25 protein-coding genes and 1 pseudogene are annotated in these 19,047 nt (G+C 64.7%); 12 read left to right on the forward strand and 14 right to left on the reverse strand.

What is annotated here, in order from left to right; genetic code table 11:
- Nucleotides 1–398: 398 nt before the first annotated feature.
- Together ACWEO2_RS21105 and ACWEO2_RS21110 are read right to left on the reverse strand one after the other, a co-directional pair.
- Nucleotides 399–608, reverse strand: coding sequence for a hypothetical protein (locus tag ACWEO2_RS21105; RefSeq protein ID WP_452406863.1), 210 nt, complete (start codon nt 606–608; stop codon nt 399–401).
- A 22-nt stretch (nt 609–630) separates the two neighbouring features.
- Complete coding sequence (locus ACWEO2_RS21110) at nt 631–1,197, reverse strand: hypothetical protein (protein ID WP_452406864.1); 567 nt, start codon at nt 1,195–1,197, stop codon at nt 631–633.
- Nucleotides 1,198–1,269: 72 nt separating this feature from the next.
- On the opposite strand from ACWEO2_RS21110, the gene ACWEO2_RS21115 reads away from it, so the two are divergent.
- From ACWEO2_RS21115 to ACWEO2_RS21125, 3 genes and pseudogenes are all read left to right on the forward strand, one after another.
- Nucleotides 1,270–1,656: a hypothetical protein gene (locus ACWEO2_RS21115; RefSeq protein ID WP_452406865.1), complete on the forward strand. Its 387-nt coding sequence runs from the start codon at nt 1,270–1,272 to the stop codon at nt 1,654–1,656.
- On the forward strand, nt 1,649–1,834 hold the full coding sequence (locus ACWEO2_RS21120; RefSeq protein ID WP_452406866.1) for a hypothetical protein: 186 nt from the start codon (nt 1,649–1,651) through the stop codon (nt 1,832–1,834). Before ACWEO2_RS21115 ends, ACWEO2_RS21120 begins: the two co-directional genes overlap by 8 nt.
- Nucleotides 1,831–2,612 (forward strand): annotated as a pseudogene (locus tag ACWEO2_RS21125) (class I SAM-dependent methyltransferase). The gene ACWEO2_RS21120 and the pseudogene ACWEO2_RS21125 overlap by 4 nt, the downstream one beginning before the upstream one ends.
- A 165-nt stretch (nt 2,613–2,777) precedes the next feature.
- Here the strand turns inward: ACWEO2_RS21125 and ACWEO2_RS21130 are convergent.
- Nucleotides 2,778–3,560: a hypothetical protein gene (locus ACWEO2_RS21130; RefSeq protein ID WP_452406867.1), complete on the reverse strand. Its 783-nt coding sequence runs from the start codon at nt 3,558–3,560 to the stop codon at nt 2,778–2,780.
- A 332-nt stretch (nt 3,561–3,892) separates the two neighbouring features.
- Between ACWEO2_RS21130 and ACWEO2_RS21135 the strand changes: the two genes are divergently transcribed.
- On the forward strand, nt 3,893–4,423 hold the full coding sequence (locus tag ACWEO2_RS21135) for a cupin domain-containing protein (RefSeq protein WP_452406868.1): 531 nt from the start codon (nt 3,893–3,895) through the stop codon (nt 4,421–4,423).
- A gap of 434 nt (nt 4,424–4,857) precedes the next feature.
- Here ACWEO2_RS21135 and ACWEO2_RS21140 read toward each other — a convergent pair whose 3' ends face one another.
- Nucleotides 4,858–5,301 (reverse strand): hypothetical protein, encoded by a 444-nt coding sequence (locus tag ACWEO2_RS21140; protein WP_452406869.1) that lies wholly within the window; start codon nt 5,299–5,301, stop codon nt 4,858–4,860.
- A gap of 444 nt (nt 5,302–5,745) precedes the next feature.
- On the opposite strand from ACWEO2_RS21140, the gene ACWEO2_RS21145 reads away from it, so the two are divergent.
- Nucleotides 5,746–6,033 (forward strand): hypothetical protein, encoded by a 288-nt coding sequence (locus ACWEO2_RS21145; RefSeq protein ID WP_452406870.1) that lies wholly within the window; start codon nt 5,746–5,748, stop codon nt 6,031–6,033.
- A 580-nt stretch (nt 6,034–6,613) separates the two neighbouring features.
- On the opposite strand, the gene ACWEO2_RS21150 is transcribed toward ACWEO2_RS21145, so the two are convergent.
- Nucleotides 6,614–7,096: a MarR family transcriptional regulator gene (locus tag ACWEO2_RS21150; protein WP_452406871.1), complete on the reverse strand. Its 483-nt coding sequence runs from the start codon at nt 7,094–7,096 to the stop codon at nt 6,614–6,616.
- Nucleotides 7,097–7,181: 85 nt separating this feature from the next.
- Here ACWEO2_RS21150 and ACWEO2_RS21155 point away from each other — a divergent pair, with 85 nt between their 5' ends.
- The 3 genes from ACWEO2_RS21155 to ACWEO2_RS21165 all read left to right on the forward strand — a co-directional run bounded on the left by ACWEO2_RS21155 (nt 7,182) and on the right by ACWEO2_RS21165 (nt 8,929).
- A complete protein-coding gene (locus tag ACWEO2_RS21155; RefSeq protein ID WP_452406872.1) occupies nt 7,182–7,580 on the forward strand; it encodes an ester cyclase in 399 nt (132 codons plus the stop codon).
- A gap of 182 nt (nt 7,581–7,762) precedes the next feature.
- Entirely contained in the window at nt 7,763–8,293 is a 531-nt protein-coding gene (locus ACWEO2_RS21160) for a hypothetical protein (protein WP_452406873.1), read from the forward strand.
- A gap of 339 nt (nt 8,294–8,632) precedes the next feature.
- Nucleotides 8,633–8,929, forward strand: a complete 297-nt coding sequence (locus ACWEO2_RS21165; RefSeq protein WP_452406874.1) for a hypothetical protein — start codon at nt 8,633–8,635, stop codon at nt 8,927–8,929.
- A 353-nt stretch (nt 8,930–9,282) separates the two neighbouring features.
- Here the strand turns inward: ACWEO2_RS21165 and ACWEO2_RS21170 are convergent, their stop codons facing one another.
- Nucleotides 9,283–9,966 carry an alpha/beta fold hydrolase gene (locus tag ACWEO2_RS21170; RefSeq protein WP_452406875.1) on the reverse strand — a complete coding sequence of 228 codons (684 nt, stop codon included), beginning with the start codon at nt 9,964–9,966 and terminating at the stop codon, nt 9,283–9,285.
- 101 nt (nt 9,967–10,067) lie between these two features.
- The gene (locus ACWEO2_RS21175; protein WP_452406876.1) at nt 10,068–10,571 is read right to left on the reverse strand and encodes a helix-turn-helix transcriptional regulator; all 504 of its coding nucleotides are present in this window, start codon (nt 10,569–10,571) and stop codon (nt 10,068–10,070) included.
- A gap of 194 nt (nt 10,572–10,765) precedes the next feature.
- Here ACWEO2_RS21175 and ACWEO2_RS21180 point away from each other — a divergent pair, with 194 nt between their 5' ends.
- Nucleotides 10,766–11,212, forward strand: coding sequence for a VOC family protein (locus ACWEO2_RS21180; RefSeq protein ID WP_452406877.1), 447 nt, complete (start codon nt 10,766–10,768; stop codon nt 11,210–11,212).
- Here ACWEO2_RS21180 and ACWEO2_RS21185 read toward each other — a convergent pair.
- The 3 genes from ACWEO2_RS21185 to ACWEO2_RS21195 all read right to left on the reverse strand — a co-directional run bounded on the left by ACWEO2_RS21185 (nt 11,199) and on the right by ACWEO2_RS21195 (nt 13,540).
- The gene (locus tag ACWEO2_RS21185; protein WP_452406878.1) at nt 11,199–12,092 is read right to left on the reverse strand and encodes a class I SAM-dependent methyltransferase; all 894 of its coding nucleotides are present in this window, start codon (nt 12,090–12,092) and stop codon (nt 11,199–11,201) included. The two genes, ACWEO2_RS21180 and ACWEO2_RS21185, sit on opposite strands and share 14 nt — an antisense overlap.
- Nucleotides 12,093–12,368: 276 nt before the next feature.
- Complete coding sequence (locus tag ACWEO2_RS21190) at nt 12,369–12,812, reverse strand: hypothetical protein (protein ID WP_452406879.1); 444 nt, start codon at nt 12,810–12,812, stop codon at nt 12,369–12,371.
- A 386-nt stretch (nt 12,813–13,198) separates the two neighbouring features.
- The gene (locus ACWEO2_RS21195) at nt 13,199–13,540 is read right to left on the reverse strand and encodes a putative quinol monooxygenase (RefSeq protein ID WP_452406880.1); all 342 of its coding nucleotides are present in this window, start codon (nt 13,538–13,540) and stop codon (nt 13,199–13,201) included.
- Between the two features lie 64 nt (nt 13,541–13,604).
- Between ACWEO2_RS21195 and ACWEO2_RS21200 the strand changes: the two genes are divergently transcribed.
- On the forward strand, nt 13,605–13,949 hold the full coding sequence (locus tag ACWEO2_RS21200; protein ID WP_355180527.1) for an ArsR/SmtB family transcription factor: 345 nt from the start codon (nt 13,605–13,607) through the stop codon (nt 13,947–13,949).
- A gap of 54 nt (nt 13,950–14,003) precedes the next feature.
- Here the strand turns inward: ACWEO2_RS21200 and ACWEO2_RS21205 are convergent, their stop codons facing one another.
- Nucleotides 14,004–14,441 (reverse strand): GlcG/HbpS family heme-binding protein, encoded by a 438-nt coding sequence (locus ACWEO2_RS21205; protein WP_452406881.1) that lies wholly within the window; start codon nt 14,439–14,441, stop codon nt 14,004–14,006.
- 162 nt (nt 14,442–14,603) lie between these two features.
- The gene (locus ACWEO2_RS21210) at nt 14,604–15,239 is read right to left on the reverse strand and encodes a hypothetical protein (protein ID WP_452406882.1); all 636 of its coding nucleotides are present in this window, start codon (nt 15,237–15,239) and stop codon (nt 14,604–14,606) included.
- A gap of 438 nt (nt 15,240–15,677) precedes the next feature.
- Between ACWEO2_RS21210 and ACWEO2_RS21215 the strand changes: the two genes are divergently transcribed.
- Nucleotides 15,678–16,583 carry an ADP-ribosylglycohydrolase family protein gene (locus ACWEO2_RS21215; protein WP_452406883.1) on the forward strand — a complete coding sequence of 302 codons (906 nt, stop codon included), beginning with the start codon at nt 15,678–15,680 and terminating at the stop codon, nt 16,581–16,583.
- A gap of 197 nt (nt 16,584–16,780) precedes the next feature.
- On the opposite strand, the gene ACWEO2_RS21220 is transcribed toward ACWEO2_RS21215, so the two are convergent.
- Together ACWEO2_RS21220 and ACWEO2_RS21225 are read right to left on the reverse strand one after the other, a co-directional pair.
- Nucleotides 16,781–17,365, reverse strand: a complete 585-nt coding sequence (locus ACWEO2_RS21220) for a hypothetical protein (protein WP_452406884.1) — start codon at nt 17,363–17,365, stop codon at nt 16,781–16,783.
- Entirely contained in the window at nt 17,362–17,970 is a 609-nt protein-coding gene (locus tag ACWEO2_RS21225) for a TetR/AcrR family transcriptional regulator (RefSeq protein WP_452406885.1), read from the reverse strand. The genes ACWEO2_RS21220 and ACWEO2_RS21225 overlap by 4 nt, the downstream gene beginning before the upstream one ends.
- A 127-nt stretch (nt 17,971–18,097) precedes the next feature.
- On the opposite strand from ACWEO2_RS21225, the gene ACWEO2_RS21230 reads away from it, so the two are divergent.
- Nucleotides 18,098–19,009, forward strand: a complete 912-nt coding sequence (locus tag ACWEO2_RS21230) for a winged helix-turn-helix transcriptional regulator (RefSeq protein ID WP_452406886.1) — start codon at nt 18,098–18,100, stop codon at nt 19,007–19,009.
- Nucleotides 19,010–19,047 lie beyond the last annotated feature (38 nt).

A 19,047-nucleotide genomic window follows, 5' to 3' on the forward strand; every position in this document is an offset into this window, starting at 1 on the left:
TACAACTGTTCCGAATGCAAGGATGTGGCCTTGGGTGTGATCCGCGGAACACGGGTTCGGTGCGTTCTCCGAGGATGAGCGGGAGTTTCGCGGCCGACCCGTCCAGTTCGGCCTCGGTCGGGGTGCGCCGTCCGGTCTCCGATCAGCAGCGCGTCCTTATCGGAGACCGATGCGGGGAGCCTGGCCCCGACGATCCGTTCCGGCATCTCGCGTGACCAGGCGAGCCCTGCTGCGGGCGGCTCGGCCGCATCCGGCAGGTGCGGAAAAGTCCGCGTCATCACGCCGGACATGCGGGCCACTTCCGCAATCGACCAGGCCGCGCCCCCACACCGCCGGATGGAACTCCGCCGCTCTGTCCGGCACTTCGACGCTGAAGCGCCGGGCCATCGGCGGGCTTGCTACGCCAACTCGACCTCGTCGAATCCGACTGTCAGGCTGTGCCGCCGCTCCCGCAGCACCCCGCCTTCGCGGTGGACAAGGCCCTCGCCGAAATCGATGCGCAACCTGGTGCGACGGCTGTCGACTTCCCGCACGACCCCGCAGACACCGCTGAACGGCCCGTCTGGGAAATAGACGACATCGCCTGGCCCATATTCGGTAAACCCCACGCCGCCACACTACGGCGGGTGTCTACTTCATGAGGCTCAGCAGGCCGAGGCCCGGTTCGAGCGCGCCGTCCTGTCCGAGCGCCAAGAAGTCCGCCGCCACGGCCGAGCGCGTGAGTCTGCCCGCGCGCACCGCGCGGTAGCGCACGTACGACCAGAGGAAGACATCGAGGTTGTCGAAGCGGGTGCCGCCTTCGAGTACCTCCTCTTCGTGGAACCACACGGCCACTTGGCCATTGGTGAGCACGACGTACAGATTGCCGCCGCCATCGGCGCCGATCGAGTAGATATCGTCGTCGGTGAGCTCGGTCGTGTAGTCCGAATCGCGTATGCCGCAGTCGTTTGCGGCGAAGTCGAATCCGTAGGACCAGAAGAAGATGTCGAGGAACTGCGGCAGCCGGCCCGAGCGCACCCGCCGGTCGAATGCGGCCAGCGCCGCCGCGTCCGCGGGAGCCAGGCGCGCGAGAAACGGTGCCACTGAACGAGTTTGCCCCGGTATGTGGACGGGCGTGGCATCGGGGAACCAATGGACCAGATCGGCGTCGAGGTCGCGATCGGTGTAGCCGACCAGGTCGGCGAGGGTGAGCGTCACGCGGGGATTGTATTGGCACCATAGGACAAGTAGCCGCGATCGTGCTGTCCGAGCGGCTCGTACCATGGTGGCGTGCCCGTCGAGCCGGTTCGTGTCGCTGGGGCTGTGGTGGATATCGCGGTCCCGGCACGGTTGGGCCGGGTGGCGGGAGTCAGCATGGCCGGGTTCCGCGGCGGCGCGACGAGCCTGGTCGACCTGCAGTTGGTTCCGTACCCGGCGCTGATGGTGTTCATTGATTTCGGTGACGTGCTGCTCGTCGATGACGCCAGCGGTGCGCGGACGCAGGGCAGCGGCGTTGTCGGCCTCGGCCCCGTCAGCGTTCGAGGGTGTGGGCGAGATGTCGATCTTCTGCAGGTTCGGCTGTCGCCAGTGGTCGCGCACTCGATCCTGGGCACCGCGTCAGAGTTCGGTCGACCCGGTGGCCGATCACGGCCGCCGGTACGCCGAACGATTGCGTGAATTCGCCACGCCCGCACAGGTAACCGAACATTCCGGGGCACCGCACGCGTTTCTCACGCTGCCCGGGGTGGTGCCACAGGCCAAGGCCGCCCGTGCGGAGATCACCGAGTTCCTCCGTGGTCGACTCGCGGGATCACGCGCCGCTGCGGCGGAGCCGACGAAGGCGGAAACGCGATGACCACCACATTGGATCCGCGACGTCGCCGGGGTGACTACGGCATCGATGGAGACTTCAGCGTGATTCCAGCGCGTTGGCAGGCCGTGATCATTGCTGCCATCGTCGCAGCGCTCATCGCGCTGACCGTGCGCAATATCGCTACCGGCGCCTTCATCGGTGCCGTGGTGACCGGCTTGCTCACGCTCGGGCTGGTGCTGTTCGTGGGTTCCTATCTGTACACGACCCGAGTCGGCAAGTTCGAGGTATGGGCGCGGATTCTCAACGATTTCCGGCTGCGCGGTGACGAGCAGGTGCTGGACCTGGGCTGTGGACGCGGCGCGCTGCTCCTGATGGCTGCCGAACTGCTGCCCCGTGGCCGGACGGTCGGCATCGATCTGTGGCACGCCGACCAGACCGGCAACAGCCCGGACGCCACTCGGCGCAATGCCGAGCGCGAAGGCGTCGCCGACCGGGTCGAGGTGGAAACCGGTGACATCACACAATTGCCGTTCGCCGACAACACCTTCGACCTGATCATCAGCAACCTGGTACTGCACAACATCCCATCTGCCGCCGGTCGGCGTGCCGCCATCGACGAAGGCGTCCGCGTGCTCCGCCCCGGCGGTCGACTGGCCATCGCCGATCTGTGGGCCACGGATCGACACCGCGCACGCTTGCACGAACTCGGGCTGACCGACCTGCGGCGACGTAACCTCGGCTGGCGCATGTGGTGGGGCGGCCCTGGTTTCCCACCAGACTCGTCACGGCGACCAAGTCGGCGATGCCCGTCACAAGCTGAGGCACTCGTCTGTCTCAGCCTCGATCCAATGGATGAGAAAAGTGCCCTTCGAGCTGGGATTATTGCTGTCATCCAGGCAGCGATCGGTCCGGTTTCAGAAGGGCACTTCGGGTGCAAGTTTCGCGTATCCCCAGGGCATGCGGGACAAGGCGGGCGCCATCGTGGTCAACCGTGAATCGGCGCAAAAGCACTCCCCAACAGGACTTGCGCCCACAAGGCCTTATCGCTGATTCCGTCACCCCGTACACAGAACCAAAGGGTGCACATTCCGGATTCCACACGAAGCGGCATTAGATCGCCTGCCCTTGCGTTCGAGGGCAGGGCATCGACCGGCGTTTGACTCGGCGGTATCGCCTTGACTACGGCATCGGTTTCTTGGGCAAAGTCACCGCTCAACTGTTTTGGGTCGAGGTTGATCGGGGCTTGATTAGTAGAGGTGAACATACCGCCATACCCGGTCTGCGTTTCGGCACTACCACGGACACCGGCGTCAATTCCCATCCCGACCACGCCGACGGCTCCGTCCACACCAACAGGATCGCGTGTATCCGGGGTGCCGCCGGTGCCGACAATACCGAGTCGGCGCCCCTGAGCGTGTACTCCCGTGTCGCCTTCGCCTCGTACGCCAACCCCCGTACGATCGTGGCCCGCCGCGTAGACGCCGTACGTCATACCGACGGCACCGACACCCACTGTTTCGCCGAAGCCGGCAACCCCGGCCTCGAATGGATCCCCGAATGGCAGGGGCGCACCAGTTCTTGTGGCCTGCCCCACGATCGCGCTGTGTCCCTGCGCCGTACCGACGACGGCGGCGTACCCGTTGACTTTCGATACCACCGCGAGGGCAGCTATCTCCCCTGTCACCCCGCCGCCCCCTTGGTCGGACTCCATCGCCAAATACGTTTGACCATCGGCGGTATTGTCATCGCCAAGTGAAAGATCCGACATGACACACTCTCCCTCCGAAGCCAGCAAACTCCTGGTGTCTTGGGTGTGCTGTACCGAAGTATCATCGCGCACAAACATGCGCCGCAGCATCGGATTCGAGAAGCGTGGCCCGGCTCCGGACATTTCGGACGCGAACTATCCGATGCCCGATTCCCGGAACGCCCGGCCATGGTGCCACGCTGGTCAATGCTCGGATAACGGAAACGGAAGGTCGCCTACCGAAATGGCACGACCTCGTGTGTTTCAATTTCGGACGGCGTCGGGTCGGGGCAAACTGCGGCTGTCGGACGCCGGTATCTGGTTTGACTCCACCTCCTGGAAGGCAGGCCGCGATGACCCCCACCACACCCTCGTTCTTCGAGGCGCAACTTCCCGCCCTCTTGAGCAGCCGAAGAGACGCACCGGCGTTTTGGATGCTCGATCTGCTGTGGATTCCGCTGCTGGAGGCCCATCAAACTGGGGGCGTGTTTTCGGTCACCGAGCAGTTGATGCCGAAAGACTCTGGCGCGCATACCAAGCACGTGCACAATGTCGACGAATGGTTTTATGTCCTCGACGGCACTGTCGACTTCGAACTCGAGGGCGAAACGTCGTCGGGGCAAGATGGTGACTCTCTCTGGATTCCTCGGGGCACCGTGCACAGTTTCAACGTCACGAGCGATGCCTGCCGTGTACTCAACGGCTATACCCCGGGCGGATTCGAGCAAGTGATCAAGGGGCTCGCGAGACCGGCACCGAAGCGTGAGCTTCCCCCGAGAACTGAAGAGCCAGCGCCAGAAGACATCGCGGCAGCACAGTTCCTGTTCAGCAACTACTGGACCGCACGAGCCGACGACCCCTGGGCGAAATTCTTCGTCCGCTGATCCCGCGCCCGGCGTCCAGCCGAACCTGCTACGAACGCGTAAGTACGCACGGTATCGCGACCGGTCTGGTTACGCGTTCGTACGACCAGCACGTGACCGAGCCGCACATCGTCGTCCACTCCGCTGACGCCCACTGGCTCACCGCCGAACAGACCGGAAACCCCTAACACATAGGACTACTGCGCCTCCTCCCGATGAAAACCGTCGAAATGCTTCTCCAGCTCATCCCTACCAACTCTGCGACCGATCTACAGCGCCACGTGCACGAATCTGTCCACTTCGTCATCGAGGACACCGGATGGTCTGAAATAGGTGATCGCGTAGTCATCAGACAATCGGCAATCGACATCCAAACGCCTACGGTGCCCAGGTCGCGTCGGCGGGAATTAGTGTCACGGCGTTGAGGTGACCTCTCGGTGCCTCGGAAAAGTAACTCAGCCGTGTCGAGCTGTGATCGTCGCTGAACCCACTGCCACGAGCAGGAAGCCGATCGAGATGAGTAAGCACACCATTGCGCGTCGAAGCCGAACACGGCGGGCTTGGTGAAGGTAGGACGCACGCCAAAGTTCGACAAGCGCTCCCCGAAGTTGCTGCTCCGGTGATTGGTCCATGACCGAGGTCTTGAAAGCGTCGAAATTCGCCCATCTGAGACAGATGGTGGGGTAGGCGTAGACCGATGCCGCATCGTCGCGTGGTTCCGAGAACAGGCGTTCTGTTCCGCGCACAGAAATCAATACCCTCGCCGCGAGAATTACCGATGCACCGACAAACACGAGCGCACCGGAGGCCGCCACGAGCGCAATGGCGCTCGGTCCATGAGATCCCTTGATGGACAGAGCGAAAGCGGTCCCAGCAACGACGAGGGTGTTCGTGCTCAACACTGAACCAGCCCGCGCTGATACACCTGCGCGCAGTTGATCCTCTCGATTGATGTGCCAACGTATCGATTCCAGCGTGTGGCCCCGAGGCCTCGTCGGCCCTTGTGACGTCATAGCCACTGCATCGTTCGGCGTGCAGTCTCTGCAACCGCCACACCGGCCGCTGCGAACGAATTCGGCTCCGCGACAGCTCCGCTCGTCCTGGGGCCGTGTGTCGTTTGCCGCCGTTCAACCTGGCAGGCGACAGCTTGGCCGACGCCGCTGCGACGTCCTCTACGCCATGCTCAAACCGGGCAGCCCGATCCCAAGCCGCCTGCCCACGTGAACGCGCGCTGTTAAAGGTTGTGCACGCTGAGGCATTGAGCGCAGCGAGACAGCAGGCCGAGTCGGCGAAAGCCCTGCTCGAGGCCGATCGTGATCTTGCCGCCGCTTCCGACTCCGATCATGAGGCCCGCTCGGGTGTTCTTCTTCTCCGAAGCGAGCCTCGCCCACGAAACCGCGTGCGCGCTACGCGATTCGGGTGACATGGCCGTCGCCGCCGAACAATTCCAGCTCAGCGCCCGCAAACGCAAAGCCACGACGTCTTACCCGGACCCATGCGGTATCGGCTACCTCAGTACAGGAGACCTGCTGCGCCGCGATCTCCCGGTGCGCGACACCCTGCCATCAACGGCAGGTCTGCACACGGCCAACCATACCCCCAATATTGGACAAGCGATCACCATGCGCTGATGCAGGCAAACGCCGAGAGCGCCCCTGCACCAGCGCATTCTCGACCGATCGGATTGGGGGGTGGTCGGTGGATTTGTTCCGCCGCCCGGGCGGCGAACTCGAACAGGGCTGCACCGCATGGACATCCGTGTTCGAAGCAATCGCTGGCGTCCGATCGGGGCGCACCAGGAAATGTTGCCCGCGACATACGCGCAGCCGTGGCGCTTTGCCTGCATATCGCGGGTGTGAGCGAGATCGATGAGCGGGCGGCGGAATATCTAGCCGCCAGTGGAACGTAGGGCAGGGGTCATATGGGAAACCAAGTGTTCGAAGTTGTGCCACAGCGAAACATGAACCATGTCGCCTGAGCTCAGCCGATGGCCCAAGTTTCCAGCCGGTTTCGGGCGTCGGTTTCGTCAGCCAATGAGGTGGCCAGCCGCGACGCAGATCCGGATCGCGATGCGTCGCAACCAAAGACGGCAAATCCGGCGCCGACGCGGCAGGCGGCTTGCCGAGATCGATCGCGGGCACAGTATTGGCCACGAACAGCATCATGACCCAGATTCCGGCGGCGAGGTGACCGGTCACGTCGCTGCTCTCGTCACGGCGATTTATCGAATGCCTTGTCGCCGTCTCCGATTCGGGGCAGCGATTGCTGGGCAGCATCGGCGGTGTCGTGCAGGAAACGGGTGATCAGGGCGAGTTGCTCGTCGCTGTAACCGCTCAGCAGTTGCTGCATGGCCGTCGCCATGGGGCGGAAGCCGCGAGTGAGCTCTGCGCCGCGGTCGCGCAGAGCGGTGACGATGACCCGGCGGCGGTCGCGCGGATCGGGTTCGCGAGTGGCCCAGCCGCCGCGAACGAGGCGATCGATGATCCCGGTCGCCGTTGCCGGATGCACGCCCAGTGCGGTGGCGACCGCGGTCGGTGTGGTGGGTCCGGTGCGGGCGATCACGTCCAGGCATTCCAGATCTACCGCCATGAGGTCGACCGTGCTGCCGACCCGCTGATTGAGGCGTGCGAATAGCGCGGCCACGTCCCGCAGTACCGCCAGCAGTTCGGCCGGGTTCGACGATGAGGAGTTCACGGTTGACACCCTACTATTCCCGCCATATAGTTGCCTCACCAAATAATTTGGTCACCAAATAGATTCGATCATTCGGGAGACTTCCATGAACACCACACCGGCAGACCTGGTCGCGCGCTTCTACCGCGACATCGCAACCGACGGCCGCGACGAGCTGATCGAGGAGGTGTTCGCGCCCGATTTCGTGGTGCACTCCCGGCCGGGTGGACCGGCGCGTGCGGGCATCGAGCAGGTCTTGGCCAGTCTCGAGACACTTCGGTCCGGGTTCGCCGACCTGCGTTTCGACATCGAGGATGTGGTCAGCGCCGGAGACCGGGTCGCGGCGCGGTGGACCCTGCACGGCAGACACGTCGGGGCATTGTTCGGGGTGCCGGCCAGTGGGCGCGAGATCACCCAGTCGGGGATGGTCTTCTACCACACCAGAGAGGGGCGGCTCGCCGAACAGTGGGTGCTGGTCGATACGGATGCTCTGACAGCTGCGTGAGCCGGTCTGCCGCGCACAGTTACGCCGCGGCGCGTTCGACCATGTGCTGGCCATCGGCTCGGTCACCGCGTTCGCCGGCCGTCCTCAGCCGGATCCGGCAGCGCGACTTCGTCGCAGCCCCGTCGCCGGAAGTCACCGTTCCCGCCTGACATAGATCCCGTCAAATAGCAAGGAGTTCAACCATGTCCCCCAGTCCGCTGCTGCTCGGTGTGCACATCACGCTCGCGCTCGCGCTGACCATCGTGGTCGGTGTGCAATGCGTGGAGCTGAGCCGCATCCGGCTCGGCAGTTCCTTCCCCGCCGCGACCGAACGCACCGTGCGCGTGACGCTTTGGACCATCCCGGTGCTGTGCATCGTGGTGTTCGCGACCGGCGGAGCGCTGCTCGGCGACCACGCCAAAGGCGGCCCATGGGTCGCCGCGGGCGTGCTGTCCACCATGGCCATCGGCGCCGGATCCGGCTTCACACGCAGGCAGTTGCGGCGCCCGGACCCACGCATCGGCCACGCCGCGGGCGTGCTCGCCGCGGTTCAGTGGGGCATTCCCGCCTTCACCCTGGCCGCGGCGTTCTTGATGGCCGACCGCCCGGACAACGCGGGCATCGCCATCGCCCCGATCGTCATCGCCATCGCGGTCATCATGGCCGCGTACCTGCGGACCCGTCGTCCCCCCGATCCCGCAGCCGAAGTCGCCGTCCTCCGCGAACAGCTTTGAGCTCTTGACATGACAGTACGGGGGCTCGAACACGGCTTCGCCGCGGTAACTGCCCGGCTCACGCTGCCGTGAAGCAATGATCCTGCCGAGGGCGCGGTTAATAAACTGAAGCATCTGAAGCATCTGAAGCATCTGAAGCATCTGAAGCATCTGAAAGCATCTGAAGCATCTGAAGCATCTGAAGCGTCAGTGTTTGGCAGGGCGAAGCTCGATTTGCATCAACGCATCAACGCAACCGCTCAGCATCTCCCCGGATGACGATCACACTGTTTGCGCCAGAACCCCGTTGCGGCGCGGTGTCGTCGGCCGGGTCCGATTCGGGCGTGCCAAGCTGGCGGGGTGAAGTCGGAGGCGGCGCAGATACTCGACATCCTCGATCAGGTCATGGCGATCGTGCGGGCGGGGCCGCAGGATCTGAGCTGGCAGTCTCGGTATGCGGATGAGGATGAGCTGGTGGGGGATCTCACCGAGCATTCGGATCTGATTGGGCGGGGTGACATGAGTCGGTTGCCCGATCTGAGGTTTCTGTTCCTGGTGACCGGGCCGCTGTGTGAGATCGCTGCCAGCAGTGGGTGGTTGGCTACCTACACCGAGCTCGGGAACCGGTTCGATCAGTTGTATGAGCGGTTGGCGTGATGCTCGCCTGGACTGCTCGGACCAACCTCGACCGGCACCCGAACGACATTCTGGCGGCCTACATGGCCTCGGGCCCATGATATTCAACGCGCTGACACGCCCGATGCTCGCTCACGCTTTCCGCTGTGCGGTGCCGAGGTCGAGCAGCTGTTGGGCATTGGTTTCCAGAATCGCCTTGCTTCGGCGGGCGCGATGTCCGGACTGTTGATGTATTCGATTGCACGGATGAAGATTTCGTCGGTCTGGTAGGGGAAGTCGATGATGAAACGGGCACCGGTCCCTGATGTCTCTGGGGCCGGTGCCCGTGCGGCGTCACGGCTCGGCCCGGCGGGGCGTGGCCGTGTGGATGGGTGTTATTGCGCTGCGGCGCGGATGATTTCGGCGACGGTTGCGGGCCGGGAGACGTAGACGGCGTGGCTTCCGGGTGTTTCGCGGACGGTCGCCCCCATGCGTTCGGCCATCGACCGCTGTGCGGCAGGTGGGATCATCCGGTCCTCGGTGACGTGCAGGTACCAGCTGGGCTTGACCCGCCAGGCGGCCTCCGTGATGGTGGTGCCGAGCGCGTCGACCCCCCAGGGGACCTGGGAGTCGGCGAGGAAGGCGGCGTCGGCATCGGACAGATCTCCGGCGAAGGAGTCGTGGAACTTCGCCCGATCGAGGAACAGGTAGCCCGCACGCGGCGGCAGGATCGGCGGCTGCGGACCGTCCTGCGGGAAGGTCGCGATCAGGCTGTTGACCGATTCGCCCTTGTCGGGCGCGAAGGCGGTGATGTAGACGAGCGCGGTGACCGCCTCGTGCAGACCGGCCTCGGTGATGACGGCCCCGCCGTAGGAGTGCCCGACCAGCACCGCGGGACCGTCGAGGTCATCGAGGACGGTCTTGACGGTGGCGGCGTCGTCGCCCAGGGACTTGGTGGCGTTCTGCACGATACGGACCCGGTAACCGTCACGGGTCAGCTCGTCGTACACACCGCGCCAGCCGGATCCGTCCACGAATCCGCCGTGGACAAGTACGACCGTCTTATCGGTTGATGGCATGTCGGTTTCCTCAGCTCGAAGGATGTCGGACATGCCCGAGACTAAGGCTGTTGCGGCCGTGCGGAATCCGTCAAATGACGTACGTCGCCGATTCGACGCACTCAGCCCGATACCTGGTCGTCGCTGCCCGCCGCACGCTGTAGCGCGTCGCGCAGCGCGCTGCGGCGCGTGACCCCGAGTTTGTGGAACGCACGATGCAGATGTGTGGAGACGGTCCGGGCCGACAGGTACAGCTGTTCACCGATCTGCTTGTTCGTCATGCCCGCCGCCGCCAGTTCGACGACCGCCTGTTCACGCGCGGTGAGCGCAGCCGACCGCGCCGCCGGCGCAGCCTCGCCTGCGGCGCGGAGCTCGGCGTGTGCCCGCCGCAGCCAGGGTGCCGCCCGCAGCTCGGTGAAAATCTCCGTGGCGGTGCCGAGGTGGACCCTGGCGGCCGCGTTCGCGCGGTCGCGGCGCAGCTGTTCACCGTAGAGCAGCTCGATTCGCGCTCGATCGAATATCCAGCGCTCCGTGCCGGGCAGCGCGAGTGCTTCTTCGAATAGCGATCCGCTGTCCTCCGGGTGCGCGACCGCAAGGGCGCAGTCACGAGTCCAGCTGGCCAACATATTGCACAGCGTTCCCGCGAGCTGACCTCGCACCCGGCGCCGGGCGGGGTCACAAGCTCAGAGTCCAGACCGGAACGAATCATCGAGATGAATGCGAAATCGATTGGCGATTCCATGTCGAGAAGCCCGCACCGGCTCCGTCTACCAGGTGCAGGGCTACGACAGGCGTAGCCCACGACACCGGGAGAGCGCCAATGACGATCCAACGCATGGAGAACGTGGGCATCGTGGTCGATGACCTCGAGGCTGCTACTGCGTTCTTTGTCGAACTCGGCATGGAGCTGGAGGGCAACGCACCGGTCGAGGGCCGTTGGGCGGACCGTGTCGTCGGGCTCGACGGCATCCGAGTCGACGTCGCGATGATGCGCACACCAGATGGCCACGGCCGACTCGAGCTGATGACGTTCCGCACGCCGGCAGCGATCATCGCTGAGCCGAAAATCGCACCGGCGAACACGCTGGGCATACGCCGCATCATGTTTGCCGTCCAGGACATCGAGGACGTCATCGCCCGCCTGCACACCCACGGCGCCGAACTCATCGGCGAGCTGGAGCAGTACGAGGACAGCTATCGACTCTGTTACCTCCGCGGCCCCGAAGGCATCATCGTCGCACTGGCCGAGCAGCTCAGGACGGCTTGATGGCTGTCAGGTATTGCGTGCTGTCGAACATTTCCGCCAGCGGCTCGGGGACCGGTGCCAGGGGACGGTCGTAGCGGGTGGCCAGTTCCCGCAGGCCCAGGCTCGAGGTGGTCCAGCCGTGGGTGGTGAGCAATTCGGCCGGATCGGTGCGGTCGTCGGTGTAGAACAGCGACGCGAGGTCGACCTTGCCGAACGGGGTGTCCTTCAGGAGTTCCGACTCCTGATCGGCGATACGGCAAATATCGACGCTGGTGTCGATGGTCTCCACCGCCAGTCTGCTACCGGGTGCCGAAAGCCGACCGATTCTCGCGAACAAGGCATCCTGTGCGGCGCCTGGCAGATATGGCAGCAACCCTTCTGCCGACCATGCGGTGGGCGAGGTCGGGGCGAAGCCTGCCGCGACGAGCGCCGCGGGCCAGTCGTCGCGCAGATCAACGGCCACCTCGCGCCGGTCCGACCTCGGCTCGGCGCCGGATTCGGCGAGCACCTGACGTTTGAACTCCAGCACTTTGGGCTGGTCGATCTCGAACACGACCTCGTCCCTCGGCCAATCCAGCCGATAGGCCCTGGCATCGAGCCCGGCAGCCAGGATCACTGCCTGGGTCACTCCGGCCGCCGCCGCGGACAGGAAGAAATCATCAAAGAACTTGCTTCGATATCCGATGAACCCAGAGGTGAACGGGATCTGCGACCACAACGTCGAATCGGTGATCAGTCGGTTCATGTCCGAATCGCTGGATGCCACCACGAACGGGGCGGCGTATTCGTCATGGACCAGGGCATCGGGCCGTTTCGTCTCGATCGCGCGCGCGGCCGCGACGCCGAGCGCGGTCATGCCGACGCTGCTCACAATGTCCCAGGTATCGCCTTCGGTGCGCATAATGCCGTCCTCGGAGTGTCCTGAAGGCCATGGCCGAGAAGTCGGAATCCAGGGTTGCGCTCGAGCGAGGAAAGGGGAGCCCTCTTGTCGGCGTGGCGAACATGCTGCTGTCGATGGGTAGAGCTGGTTATCAACTTGATCATACGACCCGAGCGGACCGCGGTGTGGACACCCGGATGCAACCGCCCTGCCCTGGGGCAACCTCCCAGTACCCGCAGCCGACCCGAACTGCACCCGCTCCCGTTCCCCAGTTGGCGGCCCGCACCCGGCACGCGGCTAGGGCACCAGCAGATACCACTCCGCGAACGGGCCCTGGATCGGCCACGTGTCGGCCATGATCTTGGCGGGTCCCATCCCCATCCACAGGTCCACGGTCACCGTGGCGCCCGGCGCCGCATCGGTGTGCACATACACCTCTTGCGACCGTGCGCCCGCAGAGCCGACCCAGCCCAGCATCACGTGATTGCCGCACGGCCCGCGCTGATAACCCAGTGGTGTCACGTGCGCCAGCACGTGGCCGGGCTGATGCGGTGCGGCCTCCACCGCCACGCTGATCGCGCCGGTACAGAAATTCGCATCGCCGAAGGTGTAGAGCGTGGTGCCGAGCGGCGCCCATTGCGGTAGCGGATCCGCCTGCGCTGGCGTCGCCAATATTCCGCACATCAACGCACCGACCCCGGCCGTCACCGCGACCCCCGCCGCCGCTCGCCGCACTGTCATCAGTCGATGTCCTTCCCGCGTAACGAAATTCGCGGCCGTACTACCCGCTCCGGCAATATGGCCCGGACGGACCCCGCGACATCGCAGCGACGCGTAGCGGAAGTCGTTCCGTCAGTTAGCGTATCGAACCAGATCGGCCGCGTGAAGCGTTCTCGTCGACGCCGGGGCGTGGCGATTATCTCATCGAGATCCCTTGGCCGGTATCGGTTCTGCCCGATACCGGTGGCCCCGGCGGACACGTAACTGTGACACCCGCGGGATTGCGCGCGCTCAACCGTCTGGAGCGTGGGGATCGGTTCGTGTGGAATCGACTCGGCTAACCGGCGGGACGTTCGAGTTCGTGTCGGTCTTGCCTCGCAGCGTGATACCGAACTCCGACGCCGTTGCTACGGCGCGATCGGCCGGGGGTAGGGGCTGTGCATGGTCAGCCACCGGATGTCGAGGTCCTGTTCGAGGTAGTCCATTCGGTTGTTCCAGAATGCCTGCAGGTGGGGCAATGCCAGATGTTTGTCGAGGTCGGCTTTCGATCGCCATACCTCGTAGAAGACGAACGTGTTCGGGTCGTTCTTGTCCTCGTGAAAGTGGTACTCGAGTGCGCCGTCCTCGGCCCGAGTCGGTGTGACGAACGACAGCAGCAGTTCTCGGAGTTCGGCGGCGCGCTCTGGTTTGGGGCGGGCGAAACCGACCAAGGCATAGGGTGTGTCGACGGAAGGTACGAAATCTGTCATACCTTGGACGGTAGCGGGGCATGAGGTACGATGCAAGCCATACCTTGTGTGAGGAGATTTCACCGTGTCGGACAGTGACGAACCGGCCTTGGCGGATATGGATCTAGGCGCGGTGTTCTCCGCATTGGCGGACCGGCACCGTCGCAGGGTGGTACTCACCTTGTTGGCCGCGCCCGATGGAACCGAGCGGCATTGTAGCTCATTCGATCTGCCGGTGTCGAAAGCCACACTCACACATCACTTTCGAGTACTGCGTCAGGCCGGTCTGATTCGCCAGGTGAATCGAGGCAACAGCAATATGGCCCAGTTGCGGCGGGGCGAGTTGGAGCAACGCTTCCCGGCCCTGATCGAACTTCTCCGTACCGAGATGCAGACCTCCACGGTGTCAGGCGATCGCGACAGCACTTGACCGGGCCTGCCTCATTCGGTCAGGCCGACTGAACGGTGCTGAACGAGGTGTCGTTTACTTTGTGCGAGAGCGGTATTCGTGCCACCGCTCCGTAGCGGTCTGCACGGCCTCCTCGTCTTCGATTGCGTGCGCCCCAGAAGCACCGGCTGCTCCGAGAACCACCCCGTTATCGGTGATCAGGACGCCACCGGCGAATGGAATGAAGTCGCCGTCGTGGAGGTGTTGGATGCTGTCGACGATCGGGCCCGGCAGCTTGATCAGACCTGATGGCTGCAACGACAGTAATGCAGTGCGCGCCTTGGCAACAGCGATCCGACTGGTCATCGGCATGCCGCCGTCGGCGCGCCGTAGGACGATCACCGCGCCGCTCACATCGATCACGGCAACGGCCAGTGGCGGGAAGCCGCGTTCGGCGCCGACCGCGAGCGCGGATGCCACTAGCCAGTCGGCATCGGCCAAGGTCAGTCCGGGAAGTCGAGGATTCTCCGCCATGGACTCGAACCTAGTCGGAGCCGAACTGAACGCAAACCAGCCTGGTACCAACAGATGCCGTGGAACACGCTGACCGTGCGTCGATCCGCCGGAGCCACGCTGCCGCCCACACCAGGCCCGGCAGCATTCGCTGCTGCCGCTGACCGGTCGCGAGTCGCGTGGTCAGAGTGGGGGTGCCTTGACCACTGGGCACGGGGTGGTCAGCAGGGCGGGATCGGTGGTGAGTCCGGAGGTGATGAGCGCGGCGGCGGCGAGATTGAGAACGTGGGTGTCGGTGATGTCGGATCGGATATCGCCGGTGGCGGAGCGGCGTTCGAATTCCTCGGCCGCTGCTCGCGCGTCGGAGATGTGCGGGTCGGCGGCAGTGCGATCCTTGGCGCCCGCCGATACGAACGCCTCCCAGATCAGCAAGTCGAGTGAGCCGTCGAAGAGATCTTCCGCGTCCACTCCGCCGCGTATCGGGCGATCGAGCACCTGGGCGAGCCGGTGCAAGACGTAGGTGGCCTGTTGAACGCCGAATGCGAGTGCGATGGTTCCCGCGCCGGCGCACCAGGGACGCCCTGCCTCACCGACTCGCTGTCGTCCGAGTCCACTTGCTGTGGGAGGGTTCGGGATGAACAGGGGCGCTTCGAATCCGAGTGCGACCGACCGGCCTGCCCGGAGGTCGGTCGCGAGACATGTGACGAGATCATCCAAGTCGCGGCCGCCGCTGGCGTCGATTCCGACGATTCGCCACCAGCCGACATTCGCCAGTTTGCCGACATCGACCGCGGCGACAACCAAATTCTCCGGTGGCATGTCAGCACCATAATCCCGAGTGCCCCGCAATCGGCGCGGCCGGACCGGTGGGCAGTGGCACGGTCTGTACAACTTGATATAGAAGTCGTTGAAGGCAATGGCTATTCGCGCAGCCTGCATCGCCTCGTTTCACTCGGGCGACAGTGCCCCGGTGGGGCGCAGTGTCGGTGGCCAGTTCTGCCGGTCGGAAGTGAACGTCGCGTGTTCGAACCAGGTGGGCCGGGAAACCTCACGCTCCCGAACCGGCTTGGACCGGAGAACTTCGAGTCCTCGAACTTTCGCCCGCGCAGCGCAGTCGTCTTCGTATGTGCCTGCGCGCCAATGGCGCCCACCCACCCGAGCATTGCTCGATTCTGGCCGATGCAACCGTGCTCCGCACCACAACGCTGTTGCCGAGTGTTGCGGTAGCTGGTTGCGGTTGGCAGTATTGGCCACCGTATGCCGTTGGTTTCCGAATTCGCGTACGACAGCCTCGAGGGTTTGTCTGTTGGCGATGCGTTAGGTGCTCAGTTCTTCGTGCCCGGCCGCTCCGTAGCTGATCTACTCGCCGGACGATTGCCAGCGGCTCCGTGGCAGTGGACCGACGACACCGAGATGGCCTGTTCGGTGTATTCGGAAGTCCGCGGCCGCGGTTTCGTCGATCGGGACATACTCGCGGCCGCATTCGCCGATCGGTGCGAACCGTATCGTGGCTACGGCGGCGGCACAGTCGTTGTGCTGCACGAGATTCGCGACGGGCGCCCCTGGGGCGAAGCGGCCGGAGCTGCTTTCGATGGGCGCGGATCGTGGGGGAACGGAGCCGCGATGCGGGTCGCCCCGCTCGGGGCGTACTTCGCTGGGGACCTGCGTCGAGCGGCCGCCCAGGCCGCGCTCTCCGCTGAGGTCACCCATCGGCACCCGGAAGCGATCGTGGGTGCCATGGTGGTCGCCGTCGCGGCGAGCCACGCTGCGTCGACTCGCGGAAAAGGCTGTGTACCAAGTGAATTACTGCACGTGGTCGAGCCATATCTGGTCGATGGTCGGACCGCGGACGGTGTCCGGCGAGCTCGGAAGCTACTCGGCCGATCGGTAGCCGAAGCAGCATACGAACTCGGTAACGGCGCGCAGGTCAGCGCTCAGGACACGGTGCCGTTCACGCTGTGGGCAGCGGCTACCTTCCTCGACGACTATCCAGCCGCCGTCATCGCATGCGTCGAGGCCGGTGGGGATGTGGACACAACGGCCGCGATCGTCGGTGGAATCGTGGCAGCACACACAGGGGTCGGAAGTCGAGGCACGACGCGCGGAATACCGCAACAGTGGTTATCGGCACGTGAGCCCCTGCCCGGCTGGGCGACGGTCTGACGCCGATCATCAGCAAACGCTCGGTAGTGCCGCATATCGGTTGTCAGCTGGTCCGGGAATTCGTTTGCGGCGGCGAGCCGAGTGCCCCGCCGATCATGAGGCAGATCATTCGATTGCTGTTGTCGGCCATGGCGGCGAACTGTCGACATCGTTTGTTGATGAAGGCTGGCGTGTTCGGGCCGCTGCCTGTGTGTCGATCAGTTGGTTCGCAGTGGGACGCCGTCGTGGTGGGCTCCGATGACGATGCCGGCGAGGACGGCGGGTTCGTCGTGGTCGTTGCGGCAGCTGTGTGGGACGCCGTTGACAATGAGCCAGTCGCCGGGTTGGAGCCGGATGTCGGTGTCTTCCAGGACGAAGACGGATTCGCCGGAGATCTGCATCAGGCAGTCGATGGAGGCGGTGGTGTGCAGGGTGGAGGCTCCCTTGGCGACGCCGTAGCCGTAGGGGTTGGGGTCCTCGACGAGCGGGTGGGTGTCGGGGTCGGTGCCGGCTTTGAACATCGCTTCCCGCGCGGCGGGATCGTCGGTGCCCCAGAGATCGTCGGGGTTGAAGTGGGGCGGCAGGGTGAACACGGTGATGTGGAAGCCGCCAGGGGCCGGGAGCAAAGGACCACGGAACGGTGGCGGGGTTCCGTCGTCTGGTAGCCGGACGGGAGCGTCCGCGGCCCAGATGGACCATTTGTCGCCGTGGTCGGGGTTGGTTGATTCGATGCGATCGTCGGAGACGACGGTGGCTCTGCCGTCGGGTCCATAGCCGGTGACTACTCGCCGGATCGCGGTCATGGATGGCTCCTGGTGTGCGGTCGGTCGGGTGGTGTGATCAGGTGCAGGGCAGTGGTCATCAGCTCGGGAAGCTCGTCGTGCCCATCGTTTTCGGCCCAGCGCACGATCGCTGCGGTCGCCGCGGCCAGGCAAGCGCCAGTGGCGACCCAGAGTTCGAAGTCCTCGTGTGGTGGCGTGTGGTCACCGCGGAGTGCTTCCACGATGTAGCGCTGGGTGCGGTATTGCCCGTCCCACATTCGTTCTCGTAGCGCGGGCGCCGATAGGCACAGGTGCAGCCGGGTCAGCAGCATCGCCCGGTCGGCCGGGGTGTGCTCGGCGGCTGCCTCCACCAACGCGGCGCCGATGCGGTGCATCAGCGACTGTCCTGACGGCCGGGCCCGGATCCGCTCGACAATGATCGGGTCGTATTCGTCGGCGAGGACGAGGTCTTCTTTGGTGGGGAAATAGCGGAACACGGTCATCGACGACACCCCGGCCGCGGCGGCGACGTCGGCAACGGTAGTGGCGTCGTAGCCGCGTTCGGTGAACAGGCGCATCGCCTGTTCCTGAATCGTTCGCTGCGTGCGCGCCTTGTGGGTCTCGCGGAGCCCTGGCTCGCTGCCCATATGTTAGACGCTAACAACTGTTAGTGCCTAACACAAGTGAGAATCGGGAACGGAGCGGCCGATACCGCCTTCCGTGTCGCATTTCTCGTGCGCGCCTTGCGCTTCGGGGCGGCAGTAGAACGCGTCGATGCCATGGGTCGACCCCGAACGCGGCGGTCCACCGCTCGGTTTCGGTCCGCTGGCGGTGAAAGCCCGAGACACTGGCGACAGCAGCCTCGAGGTTGTCATAGCGGATCCGGCCGGGCATCCCATCGAACACAGAGCAGGCACTCGTCGAGCAGCCGAAATTCGTCAGCAAACCGCGCTGGTATTCACCCGTGAAGCCAATAGTAGAAAATTTCAACTTATAAGTAGTTTTTGTCTACCTTCTTTGCGATACGATGGTGGTATGCGCAGCTACGACCAGTACTGTTCGATCGCCAAGGCGCTCGACGTTGTGGGAGACCGGTGGACGCTGCTGATCATTCGTGAGCTTCTGCTGCAGGGGGCGTGCCGCTTCACCGATTTGAAGAACGGGCTGCCGGGTGTTGCTGCCAACCTGTTGTCGACCCGGCTGCGGGAGCTCGAACAGGTCGAACTGATCAGCCGAGAGGATGCGCCGCCGCCTGTAGCGACCACCCTCTATCGGCTCACCGAGACCGGACTGGCACTGGAGCCCGCGCTGAAGGCCTTGGGGCTGTGGGGTCTTCGCTATATGACGGATATGCGGCCTGAGGACGCCTTCCTGGCCCAATGGCTCGCCTACGCACCGGCGTGGTTCGTGGCCGACGTCGATCCGGAGGCGCCGTCGGCGATCATTCAGCTCTGCTCGGGCGGTACGCATGCCGTCGTCGAGGTCGGCGCGGGTCGGGTCGATTCGCGCATCGGTGAGGTCGCCGATCCCGACCTCGTCCTCGACGGACCCCCGCCCGCCGTGCTCGGAGTGCTCACAGGCGTGATCGATATCGAGCAGGCCATGCAGCTCGGGCTGACCACCCGTGGCTGCCGCGACGTGCTCACCCGTCTCCGCCCCGTCGGGAGGGAAACGGGCCATCCGTGAATTGCCCGGCGCAGGCGCGGGTACAACAAGAAAGAACG

This window comes from Nocardia sp. NPDC004278 (assembly GCF_053602975.1).

Excerpts from the sequence above, each read along its gene's own strand:
- ACWEO2_RS21190 (WP_452406879.1), bottom strand. The coding sequence starts at position 12,812 with ATGACAGTGCGGCGAGCGGCGGCGGGGGTCGCGGTGACGGCCGGGGTC.
- ACWEO2_RS21210 (WP_452406882.1), bottom strand. The coding sequence starts at position 15,239 with ATGCCACCGGAGAATTTGGTTGTCGCCGCGGTCGATGTCGGCAAACTG.
- ACWEO2_RS21175 (WP_452406876.1), bottom strand. The coding sequence starts at position 10,571 with ATGTTGGCCAGCTGGACTCGTGACTGCGCCCTTGCGGTCGCGCACCCG.
- ACWEO2_RS21130 (WP_452406867.1), bottom strand. The coding sequence starts at position 3,560 with ATGTCGGATCTTTCACTTGGCGATGACAATACCGCCGATGGTCAAACG.
- ACWEO2_RS21225 (WP_452406885.1), bottom strand. The coding sequence starts at position 17,970 with ATGGGCAGCGAGCCAGGGCTCCGCGAGACCCACAAGGCGCGCACGCAG.
- ACWEO2_RS21170 (WP_452406875.1), bottom strand. The coding sequence starts at position 9,966 with ATGCCATCAACCGATAAGACGGTCGTACTTGTCCACGGCGGATTCGTG.
- ACWEO2_RS21230 (WP_452406886.1), top strand. The coding sequence starts at position 18,098 with ATGCCATGGGTCGACCCCGAACGCGGCGGTCCACCGCTCGGTTTCGGT.
- ACWEO2_RS21155 (WP_452406872.1), top strand. The coding sequence starts at position 7,182 with ATGAACACCACACCGGCAGACCTGGTCGCGCGCTTCTACCGCGACATC.
- ACWEO2_RS21145 (WP_452406870.1), top strand. The coding sequence starts at position 5,746 with ATGAGGCCCGCTCGGGTGTTCTTCTTCTCCGAAGCGAGCCTCGCCCAC.
- ACWEO2_RS21180 (WP_452406877.1), top strand. The coding sequence starts at position 10,766 with ATGACGATCCAACGCATGGAGAACGTGGGCATCGTGGTCGATGACCTC.
- ACWEO2_RS21160 (WP_452406873.1), top strand. The coding sequence starts at position 7,763 with ATGTCCCCCAGTCCGCTGCTGCTCGGTGTGCACATCACGCTCGCGCTC.
- ACWEO2_RS21135 (WP_452406868.1), top strand. The coding sequence starts at position 3,893 with ATGACCCCCACCACACCCTCGTTCTTCGAGGCGCAACTTCCCGCCCTC.
- ACWEO2_RS21185 (WP_452406878.1), bottom strand. The coding sequence starts at position 12,092 with ATGCGCACCGAAGGCGATACCTGGGACATTGTGAGCAGCGTCGGCATG.
- ACWEO2_RS21205 (WP_452406881.1), bottom strand. The coding sequence starts at position 14,441 with ATGGCGGAGAATCCTCGACTTCCCGGACTGACCTTGGCCGATGCCGAC.
- ACWEO2_RS21220 (WP_452406884.1), bottom strand. The coding sequence starts at position 17,365 with ATGACCGCGATCCGGCGAGTAGTCACCGGCTATGGACCCGACGGCAGA.
- ACWEO2_RS21195 (WP_452406880.1), bottom strand. The coding sequence starts at position 13,540 with ATGACAGATTTCGTACCTTCCGTCGACACACCCTATGCCTTGGTCGGT.
- ACWEO2_RS21215 (WP_452406883.1), top strand. The coding sequence starts at position 15,678 with ATGCCGTTGGTTTCCGAATTCGCGTACGACAGCCTCGAGGGTTTGTCT.